Origin of the sequence: Streptomyces peucetius, assembly GCF_025854275.1 — a bacterium.
Taxonomy (GTDB): domain Bacteria; phylum Actinomycetota; class Actinomycetes; order Streptomycetales; family Streptomycetaceae; genus Streptomyces; species Streptomyces peucetius_A.
In genome coordinates this window covers 5,049,340-5,060,617 of sequence record NZ_CP107567.1, presented here as the reverse complement: position 1 = coordinate 5,060,617, position 11,278 = coordinate 5,049,340, and the positions used below count along the sequence as shown (strand labels likewise).

The following is an 11,278-nucleotide window of genomic DNA, read 5'->3' as shown; positions in this document are numbered from 1 at the left end:
CCATTGACCCCGCGTCGGCTCGGATGTTAGACAGCGGTAAGCGAAATACGCAATGGGTGTTGCACATGTCGCAACGCCACAGAGGAGGGCATCCATGGCAGCCGACGACGCCGTCGCACAGCTCGCCGACGAACCGGTCGACCACCGCTTCAAGGCGCTCCCGCCCGACGCGGCCGGCCTCACCGTCGGCGAGCTCGCAGCCTCCCGCCGCAATCTCTTCACCGGCGGCTTCACGACTCCCGTTCTGGCCCTGTCCGCCGAGTCCCTCGAACACAATCTGGCACTGCTCGAGACCTACTCCGAGCGCCACGGCCTCGCCTTCGCCCCGCACGGCAAGACGTCCATGTCCCCGCAGCTCTTCGCACGCCAGCTCGAGTACGGCGCCTGGGGCATCACCGCGGCCGTCCCCCACCAGGCCCGCGTCTACCGCGCCTACGGGATCCGCCGGATCTTCCTCGCCAACGAGGTCGTCGACGCGGCCGCCCTGCGTTGGATCGCCGGAGAACTCGACGCCGACCCGGAATGCCGGTTCATCTGCTACGTCGACTCCGTCCGCGGCGTCGAGCTGATGAACGAGGCTCTGCGCGGAGTGTCCCGCCCGCTGGACGTCGTCGTCGAGCTGGGCGCGGGTGACGGTGCCCGCACCGGAGCCCGCACGGAGGCCGACTGCGCGGCCGTCGCCGACGCGGTCGCCGCCCGGCCGGCGACACTGCGCCTGGTCGGCGTCGCCGGCTACGAGGGCGAGGTCCCGCAGGCCGACGGCGACCGCGTGCACGCCTGGCTGCGCAGACTCGTCGCCCTGGCCGCGGACTTCGACAAGGCCGGGCGTTTCGGGGGTGTGGAGGAGATCGTGATCAGCGCGGGCGGCAGCGCGTGGTTCGACGCGGTCGCCGACGTCTTCGCGGACATCCCGGAGCTCTCCGCCCCGGTCCTGAAGCTGCTCCGCTCCGGCGCGTACGTCTCGCACGACGACGGCCACTACCGGCACCTCACGCCCTTCAACCGGGTCCCGCAGGAGGGGGCGCTCCAGCCCGCCTTCCGGCTGTGGGCCCAGGTGGTCTCACGCCCCACGGACGAGCAGGCGTTCGTCAACGCGGGCAAGCGGGACGCCGCGTACGACCTCGACCTCCCGAAGGCGCAGGTCGTCCGCTCCGCCCGCACGGGCGAGACCCGCCCGGCCGACGGCATCACGGTGACCGGCCTCTCCGACCAGCACGGCTGGCTCCGGACGACGCCGGGCGGCACGGAGCTGGAGGTCGGCGACTGGGTGGGGCTGGGGTTGTCGCATCCGTGCACGTCGTTCGACAAGTGGCAGCTGATTCCGGTGGTGGAGGCGGACGGCGCGGTGTCGGACTTCGTCCGCACCTTCTTCTGACGCTGCGCGAGCCGTTCCCCACCCCGCCCGCTTCCCGAAACCGGGGGCTCCTCCCTAGGCCTGGCGGCCTGAGGGGGACCCCCACCGGACCCCCGCGCCTCGAACTCCCCCTACGGCCCGGCCGCCGTGGGTGGGGGCACCTTCCAGCCGCCGGGCGTAGGGGGCGTACCCCCGCGAGGCTGATTTCGCGCAGCGAAGTCCAGCCCGGCCGGCGTTTGAGGCCACCGCGCGAAAGCGTGGTACCGGGGCCCGGAACCTGCCCCGCCACGCGGCGGAGCCGCACATCGGTACAGCAGGGAGGGGCGGGGAGGGGGACGAGCCCGCCGCAGGCGCAGCCCACCCGCACCCGCAAGCCGCACGACCGCACCCCCGAAAGGCGCCCCATGGACCTCGTCATCTGCGACGCCCGCGTCATCGACGGCACCGGCGGCGCCTCGTACCGTGCCGACGTCGGTATCCAGGACGGCCGTATCGCCGAGATACGCAGGGACGGCAGAGCGCCCGCGCCGACAGGCGGACGGACGCTCGACGCCCACGGCCTCGCGCTCTCCCCCGGCTTCATCGACATGCACGCCCACTCCGATCTCGCGCTGCTCCGCGACCCGGAGCACACCGCGAAGGCGGCCCAGGGTGTGACCCTCGAAGTGCTCGGGCAGGACGGCCTGTCGTACGCGCCCGTGGACGACACGACGCTCGCCGCCGTGCGCAAGGCGATCACCGGCTGGAACGGTGACGGGTCGGACATCGACTTCGACTGGCGCACGGTCGGCGAGTACCTGGACCGTCTCGACCGGAACTTCGGCGGCCGGGGCATCGCCGTCAACGCCGCGTATCTGATCCCGCAGGGCACCGTCCGGATGCACGCCATGGGCTGGCAGGACCGGCCGCCCACCGACGCCGAGCTCAGCCGCATGAAGCAACTGGTGGCCGAGGGCATGGAGCAGGGCGCGGTCGGCATGTCCTCGGGGCTGACGTACACGCCCGGCATGTACGCGGACGACTCGGAACTCGCCGAGCTGTGCCACGTCGTGGCCCGCTACGACGGCTACTACTGCCCCCATCACCGTTCCTACGGCGCCGGCGCGCTCCAGGCGTACGAGGAGATGGTGAACCTCGCCCGCCGGGCCGGCTGTGCCCTGCATCTCGCGCACGCCACCATGAACTTCGGCGTGAACAAGGGCAAGGCGCCCGATCTGCTCGCGCTGCTGGACGACGCGCTGGACGGCGGCGCGGACATCAGCCTCGACACGTACCCGTACACCCCGGGCTGCACCACGCTCGTGGCGATGCTGCCGAGCTGGGCGGGCGAGGGCGGGCCCGACGCGGTGCTGGCGCGGCTGCGGGACGAGGAGACCGCGGAGAGGATCAGGCACCACCTCGAGGTCGTCGGTTCCGACGGCTGCCACGGTGTGCCGATCGAGTGGGACACGATCGAGATCTCGGGCGTGAGCAACCCCGCCGTCGCGGGCCATGTCGGCCGGACGATCCGGCAGTCGGCCGACGAACGCGGCGAGGAGCCGTGGGTGACGGCGCGGCGGCTGCTGATGGAGGACCGGCTCGGTTCGACGATCCTGCAGCACGTGGGCCATGAGGAGAACGTGCGCCAGATCATGCGCCACCGGGTCCACACCGGCGGGAGCGACGGCATCCTCCAGGGCGACAAACCGCATCCGCGGGCATACGGCACCTTCCCCCAGTACCTGGGCAGGTACGCGCGCGAGTTGGGCATCCTGTCGCTGGAGGAGACCGTGGCGCACCTGACCTCGCGGCCGGCCGCCCGGCTGCGGCTGCCCGACCGCGGCCTGGTCCGCGAGGGTTACCGCGCCGACCTGGTGCTGTTCGACCCGGAGACGGTGGCGGCGGGCTCGACCTTCGCGGAGCCGCGCACGCTGCCGGTGGGCATTCCGTACGTGCTGATCGACGGCCGGTTCGTCATCGACGACGGGGCCCGCACGGACGTGCTCGCGGGCCGGTCCGTACGCCGCGCGGCCTCCGCATAGCCTCGCGCGCGGTGGTGTCGCAGGCCGGAGCCGTGCTGCTTGTGGAGACCGTCCGCAGGTTACGAGCTCCATGGTGACGCCGTGCGAGGAATTCTGCCGGCCGGCGGCACCGGCTCGCGACTTCGGCCGTTGAAGCGGGCGGTATCCAAGAAATTGCTGCCGGTCTTCGACGAGCCCATGGCCTATTGCCCGCGGGATTCCTCGCCAAGGCATGCCTGTCTCCACCCGCCAAATCCATTCACCTGTATGCGAATTCTTGTGAGGTTTTACGGCCGCCCGGGTGATCCTCATCCGCAACACGGCCAACCCGTGATCATTCGGTGGCCGAAAAGTGAAGGATGGTCCTGTCCGTGGCCGTGGGCGACGCGACACGCAGGCGAATCAAGCGCGCTTAAGAAGTGGGCACGCTTGCGATGTGATCACTCCAGTTCCGTGAGGAAGGTTCTCTTGTGAGCCGTAAAACGACCCGAAGTTCACGCATGAGGTCCGCAACTCTGGTTTCGGCGGGGACCCTTGCCGTTGCGCTCAATGTCGTCCCGAGCACGACGGCCGTCGCCGACGCCATCCAGCGGTCCGGCACCCAGCACAGCATGGGGCTGCCGGGCCCCGCTGGCGCCACTAGTGCCACCAGCGCCGACCGCGACCGCGGCCCGAAGGGCGACCGTGGCCCGAAGGGCGAGCGAGGCCCGCGGGGCTTCCAGGGCCCGCAGGGCTTCCAGGGCGCGCCGGGTGTGCCGGGCGAGGAGGGCCCGCAGGGAGCGCAGGGTGCGCAGGGCTTCCAGGGTGCGCCGGGCCCGCAGGGTGCGCAGGGTGCGCAGGGTGCGCAGGGTGCGCAGGGCCCGCAGGGTGCTGACACGCTTGAGACCTACGTCGTGGCCGGACCCCAGGGGCCGCAGTCGACTGCCCTCTGCGCCGGTGACGACGTCGCCACCGGTGGCGGCTACCAGGGGTTCCAGACCCTTATCGGCGAGGCCGTCAACGTCTCGGAGAGTGCGCCGGTCGGCGACCCTGCCACTGGATGGCAGGCCTCCGCCACCGTCGGCGAGGTCATCGCCTTCGCGATCTGCCACGACGCGTAACAGGTACCGGAAGGAATTGGCGGTGCCCCGAGGCCTCGGTCTCGGGGCACCGTCCGCATTTCCGGCGCCGTCGCGGATTCAGGGCATCTGCCCGGCCCGCCGTCCGGGCGGCTGTCAGAACGACGGCTTCGCCGTCGACTTCTCCGGCTGTCCCCATGGGCGGCCGTTCGCGTACCGCTTGGAGAGCATCGGCGGCCGCGTCGAGCTGGTGGGCATGACGCGGCAGCCGAGCTTCCTCCGGAGCCGGCACAGCGATGGGATCCGATGCCCGTGATCGATGAGAACTGACGGCAGGGCAGGCATGGGCCCGCACCGCACCGTGCCGATGACGGTGCGTCGACATCGCCGGCGAGCTGTCCCGTGATTCCCGGCCGGAATCGCGTTCGCTCGCATGGGGGAATGTCGCGCCTGGGCGAACCGCAAGGACCTGACCCGCAGTCCTGAGTTCACATCCGGCTGCTTGAAGGGGTTGAGGGCGTGCCAAGAGGGACTGTGAAGTGGTTCGGCCCGGACGAGGGGTACGGTGTCATCGTGAGGAACGGCGGGGAGCCGGACGCCATTGTGTACTTTTCTGCCATCCAGATGTGCTGTCGCGCCCGTGGATTGATGACGGGCGACAAGGTCAGCTTCGACGTCATGGCGGACTCGGAAGGGGTCCGGGCTGAGAACGTCCGCCGGACAGAGCCTGGTTGCTGGGCATCCCGAGTGGACGACCCTCCATGAGTGCCGACCCACCCTGGCGTGAACAGCTGGGACGGCAGTCCGTGAGGCGTCGTGCAGGTCCTGTCGGCAACCGTCCCCGATCGCTGCCGCACACCGGCTGCACCGTGGGCACCGCCTGGCTCCACGGAGCGCACGGCCCCGACTTCGCGGCCGCCCTTTGCCCGGCGGCACAGCGCCGGGCCGTGCACGAGGTGGTCGACCAGCACGGCCGGCCGGGGCCCCGGTGCACTCGCCGCGCCTTCGCCCCGTCCGGCAAGAAGGCGCCCGGCAGGAGCTGACAGCCCGCCGGGCGCCTTGCCGGACATGTCCGGGGCCTCCCTAGACCCGCAGCGGTCCGCCGCACCGCGCGGCGCCCTCCTTCACCGCGATGAGGTTCGCCACGACGTAGGAGATGTTGTTCTTGGAGTGCCAGTCGGTCGGGTAGTAGGTGACCAGTCGTGAATTCTGGAACCGGGCCTGGATCTCGGGCACGAAGGTCCGGTACTGGTTGTCCGTGTAGTACCAGAAGGAGTTCTCGTTGTAGAAGGCCACGTGCGTCGGATCCTGGTACGCGCCGCGGCCGTCGGCGCTGGGGGTCATGGTGAGGAGCATGCCCCCGGGTGCCAGCAGCCGGTACAGCTCGTTGATCAGGGGCACCTTCGCGGGCACGTGCTCGAGGAAGTCCACCGCCCGCATCAGACCCACCGAGTTGTCGGGCAGGTCCAGCTTCCCGGGCAGGGTCGCGACGATGTCGACGCCCTCTCCCGGATACTGGTCCACCCCCAGATAGCCGGGCGGCTTCCGGTGGGCTGCACCGAGGTCCAGCGCGTACAGTCCGCGACGCTGGGTCCAGGCCAGGGCGTTGGCCTCGATGTACTTGTCGTACAGGGCGACGGTCTCACGCTGGATGTGCGCGTTGATCTCCGGATCGCGCTGCGTGTTCGCGGGGTGGATCCGCTGGAGGTACAGGCAGCGAGGAATGTGGTGGAAGTCGCCGGCTTGGAAGAGGCGGCACATGAGGTCCTGGTCGTCCAGGACCGTACGGGTGGCGTCGTATCCGCCGACCTTTTCGTAGACGTCCTTGCGGAACGCCCGTACGTGGTTGGGGGCGTACCAGATGTACGAAACGTTGTGCGGCGTCGGGTCCATGGACATGGCTTGCATCAGCCGGCGGCCGTCGACGTCCACATCTTCGTACTGCCAGCCGTGCGCCTCGTTGAAGCGGGTCTCGTCGCGCTTTCCGTCCTCGGTGATCTGCGCGGTGTTGCTGTAGACGAAAACAGCGTCGGGATGAGCGTCGAATGCCTCGGCGAGCTCAGCCAGGCACCCCTTCGCCAGCAGATCGTCGTGGTCGAGTTCTACGAGGATCTCTCCACGCGCCAGTTCACAGGCCCTGCGTTTGGCCGCCCCGACGCCGTGGATTTCGTCCGCGATCTCCACGCGGACACGCTCATCGGGGCGCTCCGGCCGCCATCGGGCGCCGTTGTTGAGCAGGACGATCCACTCCCAGTCCGCGCAGGTCTGCGCCTGCAGGGACGCCAGGCACTCATCAAGGAATCGCGGCCTGTGGGTGGGAGTGAAGACGGAGAACCTCGGTGTCGCAGTCGACGTCATCTGGTGGTACCTGCTTGGCTCGTTGACGGTGATGGGCTTACGGAATCCTGGAACGATTCCGGTACGAGAGAGTGCAGCTCGGGATCGGTCGCAACGGCACGACGGAATGCGTCCTCGGCATCGTCGTCGCGACCTTTCTTCGCCAGGGCCTGCCCGAGGCGCAGGTAGGCCGTGGAGGCCTTCGGGTCGGCGGCAACAGCGCGTTTCAGGAGCGTGACAGCCCGATCGGGATCACTCGACTCGAGCAGCACCGCTTCATTGAAGAGGGCAGACGTAAATTTCGGATCGATCCCCAATGCCCTGTCATAAGCCTCACGCGCATCAGCCGTCCTGCCGTCACGCTGTGCGATGACGCCCAGGTTGAACCAGGCCAGTTTGTTTTCCGGATCCAGCTCCAGAACACGCTTGAAGGTGCGGGCCGCCCCAGAGAAGTCCTCGTACTGCGACTGCATAAGGCCGGCCTGCACGAGTGCCTGCGCCTTCGCAACGGTCTGGGCCGCTGACTTTCCCTCGGATTCCGGGTTCGCGGCCGGCCGGGAGAGAACCACCCATGCCGTTACCCCGACGGCGACCATTGCCATTACGGCGAACCCTGTCCACAATCGACTACGTTTCACTTGGTCACATCTCATGGAGTTGGCGTGGGAAGGGATGGATCCGGCCGATGTCAGATGGCTGACACGAGGTCTCGAGAGCGGTGCCGACGAGACCGGAGTCCGAACCCCCGTCATTGTCACCAAAGTTACGAGGTGACCGTTACGACATCACCCGTTGTCGGGCACTTCGACCACACATACCACCCGAACGTACGCATCAGAGCACAGCTCCTTTGAGGCCGATGTCGTGAATCCCGGCGAGCCACAAGGCGCTTGGGCGAGCTCTTCAGTCATTCGTTGACTGGATTCAGAATCGTGATCGCTCGGGTCGGTGCGGTCATGGTCGAATGCCAATCCGATGAGCCGACAGTGAAAGCGGCTGGAGCCACGGCCAGTTCGCCGGCCCAGACGCCCTGGGCCAGGACCACGAGTCCTCCGATCCGCTGTCGGCGACATCGAGGGGTCGTTTGCTCGTCACCAACCATGGCGTCCCCGCGTGGGGTTGGCGGAGACCAGCGCACTCGCTCTCGACTGCTCTCAAAAGCCCGGGATTCTCTGTCGCGGTGCCGCACGGGCCCGCAGCCCGGCGACCGAGATACTGTCCGTCTCGTCGCGGGGCCAGCCGGCCGTGAACCGCGGAGGCCTCGGCGACGAGGGCCTGCACCGCCGTCGATGCAACCCTCGACGTTGTTCCTGCTCGGTCTCCTCCGGCCGCTTCCCCCGCGAGGGTGTCGACCAAACCGTTGGTGTCTGACTTTGCGGCGATCCGTTACCCGCGTCCGTTTTCTGCGTTGAACGGGACGTCAAGGCCGCAGCCCCTGCGGCCGCCTCTCGTCTTGCAAGGAGAAGTTGATGTCGCGTATCGCGAAGGCCGCCGCCATTGTGGCCGGCACGGGTGCCATCCTCGCCGGCGGTGCCGGCATGGCTGCCGCCGACGCCGGAGCGCTCGGCACGGCCACCGGCTCCCCGGGTGTCGCCTCGGGCAACGCCGCCCAGGTCCCGGTCCACGTGCCGCTCAACGTCTGCGGCGACTCGGTGAGTGTCATCGGGCTGCTCAACCCGGCCTTCGGCAACGGGTGCACGAACAGCGACGGCATCTGAGTACCGCACGGCTGATGAACGCTGCGGCCTCCCCTGCACCACGCAGGGGAGGCCGCGGTCTGTGCGGATGAGTCCGCACAGGAACGGGCCGTCCGGTGATTCCCGGCCTGCCCTTGTGACCTGAATCAGGCGTAGCGCGTCCACGCACCGCATGACGTACAGCGGGCGTCGCCGTCGATCCGTACCTCGACGCTCGGTACGGCGGTTGCCACCCGCGTCTCAGGCCTCCGCGGCCTCGCGGGCCTCCGCGTCGCGGAGCCGCTCACCGCTGGGCACCGCAGAACTGCTGGTGCTCCGGTTCGTGTCGCCGCCTTCCCCGGTGGTTCGCTCCTGCGACGTATCGGTGCTTCGGCGTTGACAACAAGAGCGCGGCGAAAGGGCTGGTCGTCCGGTCGAGGCCCGGCCCGCGAACGCAGCACAGCAGCAGACCTGCCGACGGGGTTCTCTGCACCACCGGGGCAATCAGCGCGGCCTGCAGCGGTGTGGCCGCGGGGCCGCCGTGCAGCTCGTCGCGCCGCTGGGTGGGCGGCGCTGCGAGTGAGGCACCGGGGCTCGCCACTGCTGCCTCGGCGCCCATCTCGTGCGGAGGGAGATGAAGGCGCAGTCTCCACGAAATGCTCGGTCGGCACAGTGAACTTCGGTCGGCCGGCCGTCCGGGCCCGGTGGACTCCGGCTTCGACAACAGGATCCGTACGCTGCCGTTCGCGTTCGAGCGACGGTGAGCGGCTGTGTGCGGGGCCGTCGGCTGTCAGCGTCGCAGCTGGGACACCGGCAGCAGGACGTGGGCCGTGTCATTGAGCACGTCCTCGTCGCCGAGGTGGGCCCGCAAAATCTCCTCCGTGACGGGCACGCCGGGCTTCGCCTCGGGCCACGCGCGTCCGGAGATCATGAAGTGCACATGGCCTCGCCGTTCGGCGGCTGCCAGCCATTCGGCAGGGACGGGGCACTGGGCGCTCAGGTAGCGCATGTTGACGACGGCCTGGCCACCCTGGACGAGCAGCTGGATCGGGGAGACGCCTACGACGGTGTGGTCGTGCATGACGTCGCCCGTAGTGAGCCCGAGCTGTTCGATCACCGCCAGGGAGGCGGCGGCCGCCGCCTCGCCGCCGCCGGTGCCGTCGCCGAGGGAGTATGCGATCAGATACGGCGTGTCGTGGCCCTGGGCCGGGTCACCGGTCCAGGCGAGCAGGGCGAGGGTGCCCAACTCGGCTCGGTCGACGGCCGTTTTGGGGGGCTTGGCAGTGGTCATGGCTCGGCACCTTAGTGCCCTGCCGCCCCCCGGCCGCTGCCTCGTTCACCTGCCCGGGTGAACGGGTTCGGGGGCCGGACCCTCACTGGGTCCCGCGTGCGTTCGACGGTTCCGGCGGTGCAGTGCGGCCGTAGGGGGCGGGGGCCGTGAGGTCTCGAACATCAGTCGGTCGTCGTGGTGTTCGCCGACTGGCAAGGCTTCGGCGGCGAGCGACGAACAGCGAACGGCGAACGGCGAACTGAAGATGTTCGCCGAAGCGGGCTGTTCCGCGCGGAGGGAAACGCCGACGGCACGCCACGTCTCGCAGGGGGTGCATCTCACTACGCCTGGGCGACGGGCTCGAAAGGCCGTTCCTCCCGTACCCCAACGTACCTGCGTGGCAGTGACCTCGGATACGGCGTGCGCGTTGGCCGTGGTATGGCAAGGACTACCGCTCCGGCTCAGTGGCAGCGCGTGCAGACGAGAACGGAGCCGGCACCGGCGGCACCGCCGCCCGGCGGCAGCCCGATCTACGACCAGCTGGCGCGCGAGTGGGCGGCCGAGGGCCGGACCATGCCGGGTCGGCCGGACGGGGAGTGGACACGGCTCACCCTGTTCCCGTCCCCGTCGGCGGAGGAACAGCGGGTCCGTCCCACTCCCCCGCCGCGCCGGGGCTGGCTCCACGACCGGCACACCGCCTGGCCCCAGCCCGATCCCGGGGGCCGCCCACCGACAGCAACCGCCAACGGCCCCCGCCCCGGCGGGCCATGGCCGGGCAAGGCCTGATGCCACCCGTCAACGATCAAGGGCGGGCAGCGTCACGCCCGGTGGGGCGCTGCGGAGCGGGGCACCCGGACCGCCGCCCGACCTGCGGCGCAACCGTCCGCGGACCCCGGCGACGTGTGCTGCACTCGTCCGCATACGGGTGACTGAATCACCGGATCGAAGGGGTTTCCCGTACGAGCCCGGCTCGTTACTCCCTGCCGACGGCGGAGAACCCCGCCAGGAAGAGGGATGCGAAAACATGAAGTACTCGAGGACTGCTGTCATCCTTGCCGGTTCCGTGGCAGCGCTGGGGGCGGCCACTCCCGCGTTCGCCGCCGGCTCAGCGGGCATGCCCCCCATGAGCCTGAACGGCGGTCTCGGCGAGATCGCCTCCTCCCTCCCGCAGTTGGAGGACGCCACCCACGCCGGGGCCGTCCTTGACCAGGCGGGCGACGTCGCCACCGATCTGAACACCATCAAGGGCAACGCGCCCAAGCAGGTGGTGAAGACTGCCGCCGCGACCACCCCCATGTTGGGCGGCGTCTCGCTCGGCGGCTGATCCGCCCTTCCCGTAACTCATTGCCATCGGCCGACCGATACGGGCCGTACGGCACAAGGCCGTTGGAGTGAACCGAGATGACCGATCCGATCGGGCTGCCGGTTGTGTCACCGTTCACGACGTCCCGGTCCTGTCGGCCCCGCAGAGCCAGCAGTGCGTCGAGAACTCCACCCAGGCCAAGGGCGACGAGCCCCTGTCGCACATCCTCAGCGACATCCCGGTCCTCTCGGAGAACGGCACCTCCACCTCCTAATGATGT

Annotated in this window: 11 protein-coding genes and 1 pseudogene; 9 read left to right on the top strand and 3 right to left on the bottom strand. The window is 69.5% G+C overall.

Annotated features, from left to right (window positions below; genetic code table 11):
• Nucleotides 1–94 precede the first annotated feature (94 nt).
• From OGH68_RS23410 to OGH68_RS23390, 5 genes are all read left to right on the top strand, one after another.
• Entirely contained in the window at nucleotides 95–1,375 is a 1,281-nt protein-coding gene (locus OGH68_RS23410; RefSeq protein WP_264246926.1) for an alanine racemase, read from the top strand.
• A 383-nt stretch (nucleotides 1,376–1,758) separates the two neighbouring features.
• The gene (locus OGH68_RS23405) at nucleotides 1,759–3,375 is read left to right on the top strand and encodes an N-acyl-D-amino-acid deacylase family protein (RefSeq protein WP_264246925.1); all 1,617 of its coding nucleotides are present in this window, start codon (nucleotides 1,759–1,761) and stop codon (nucleotides 3,373–3,375) included.
• Nucleotides 3,376–3,456: 81 nt separating this feature from the next.
• Nucleotides 3,457–3,828, top strand: coding sequence for a sugar phosphate nucleotidyltransferase (locus OGH68_RS36485; RefSeq protein ID WP_413471022.1), 372 nt, complete (start codon nucleotides 3,457–3,459; stop codon nucleotides 3,826–3,828).
• A gap of 26 nt (nucleotides 3,829–3,854) precedes the next feature.
• Nucleotides 3,855–4,454 (top strand): collagen-like protein, encoded by a 600-nt coding sequence (locus tag OGH68_RS23395; protein WP_264246924.1) that lies wholly within the window; start codon nucleotides 3,855–3,857, stop codon nucleotides 4,452–4,454.
• Nucleotides 4,455–4,931: 477 nt separating this feature from the next.
• Nucleotides 4,932–5,177 (top strand): cold shock domain-containing protein, encoded by a 246-nt coding sequence (locus OGH68_RS23390; RefSeq protein ID WP_319020237.1) that lies wholly within the window; start codon nucleotides 4,932–4,934, stop codon nucleotides 5,175–5,177.
• A 318-nt stretch (nucleotides 5,178–5,495) separates the two neighbouring features.
• Here the strand turns inward: OGH68_RS23390 and OGH68_RS23385 are convergent, their stop codons facing one another.
• A complete protein-coding gene (locus OGH68_RS23385) occupies nucleotides 5,496–6,770 on the bottom strand; it encodes a glycosyltransferase (RefSeq protein WP_264246922.1) in 1,275 nt (424 codons plus the stop codon).
• The gene (locus OGH68_RS23380) at nucleotides 6,767–7,351 is read right to left on the bottom strand and encodes a tetratricopeptide repeat protein (protein WP_264246921.1); all 585 of its coding nucleotides are present in this window, start codon (nucleotides 7,349–7,351) and stop codon (nucleotides 6,767–6,769) included. The genes OGH68_RS23385 and OGH68_RS23380 overlap by 4 nt, the downstream gene beginning before the upstream one ends.
• An 867-nt stretch (nucleotides 7,352–8,218) precedes the next feature.
• Here OGH68_RS23380 and OGH68_RS23375 point away from each other — a divergent pair.
• On the top strand, nucleotides 8,219–8,467 hold the full coding sequence (locus tag OGH68_RS23375) for a chaplin (protein WP_264246920.1): 249 nt from the start codon (nucleotides 8,219–8,221) through the stop codon (nucleotides 8,465–8,467).
• Between the two features lie 748 nt (nucleotides 8,468–9,215).
• Here the strand turns inward: OGH68_RS23375 and OGH68_RS23370 are convergent.
• Nucleotides 9,216–9,716, bottom strand: a complete 501-nt coding sequence (locus tag OGH68_RS23370) for a DUF5949 family protein (protein ID WP_264246919.1) — start codon at nucleotides 9,714–9,716, stop codon at nucleotides 9,216–9,218.
• Nucleotides 9,717–10,169: 453 nt separating this feature from the next.
• On the opposite strand from OGH68_RS23370, the gene OGH68_RS23365 reads away from it, so the two are divergent.
• The 3 genes and pseudogenes from OGH68_RS23365 to OGH68_RS23355 all read left to right on the top strand — a co-directional run.
• Nucleotides 10,170–10,481: a hypothetical protein gene (locus OGH68_RS23365; protein WP_264246918.1), complete on the top strand. Its 312-nt coding sequence runs from the start codon at nucleotides 10,170–10,172 to the stop codon at nucleotides 10,479–10,481.
• A gap of 238 nt (nucleotides 10,482–10,719) precedes the next feature.
• A complete protein-coding gene (locus OGH68_RS23360) occupies nucleotides 10,720–11,019 on the top strand; it encodes a hypothetical protein (RefSeq protein WP_264246917.1) in 300 nt (99 codons plus the stop codon).
• Between the two features lie 106 nt (nucleotides 11,020–11,125).
• Nucleotides 11,126–11,272 (top strand): annotated as a pseudogene (locus tag OGH68_RS23355) (RdlA protein); the annotation flags it as partial.
• Nucleotides 11,273–11,278: the final 6 nt, after the last annotated feature.

Excerpts from the sequence above, each read along its gene's own strand:
- OGH68_RS23410 (WP_264246926.1), top strand. The coding sequence starts at position 95 with ATGGCAGCCGACGACGCCGTCGCACAGCTCGCCGACGAACCGGTCGAC.
- OGH68_RS23405 (WP_264246925.1), top strand. The coding sequence starts at position 1,759 with ATGGACCTCGTCATCTGCGACGCCCGCGTCATCGACGGCACCGGCGGC.
- OGH68_RS23395 (WP_264246924.1), top strand. The coding sequence starts at position 3,855 with ATGAGGTCCGCAACTCTGGTTTCGGCGGGGACCCTTGCCGTTGCGCTC.
- OGH68_RS23385 (WP_264246922.1), bottom strand. The coding sequence starts at position 6,770 with ATGACGTCGACTGCGACACCGAGGTTCTCCGTCTTCACTCCCACCCAC.
- OGH68_RS23380 (WP_264246921.1), bottom strand. The coding sequence starts at position 7,351 with ATGGCAATGGTCGCCGTCGGGGTAACGGCATGGGTGGTTCTCTCCCGG.
- OGH68_RS23375 (WP_264246920.1), top strand. The coding sequence starts at position 8,219 with ATGTCGCGTATCGCGAAGGCCGCCGCCATTGTGGCCGGCACGGGTGCC.
- OGH68_RS23370 (WP_264246919.1), bottom strand. The coding sequence starts at position 9,716 with ATGACCACTGCCAAGCCCCCCAAAACGGCCGTCGACCGAGCCGAGTTG.
- OGH68_RS23360 (WP_264246917.1), top strand. The coding sequence starts at position 10,720 with ATGAAGTACTCGAGGACTGCTGTCATCCTTGCCGGTTCCGTGGCAGCG.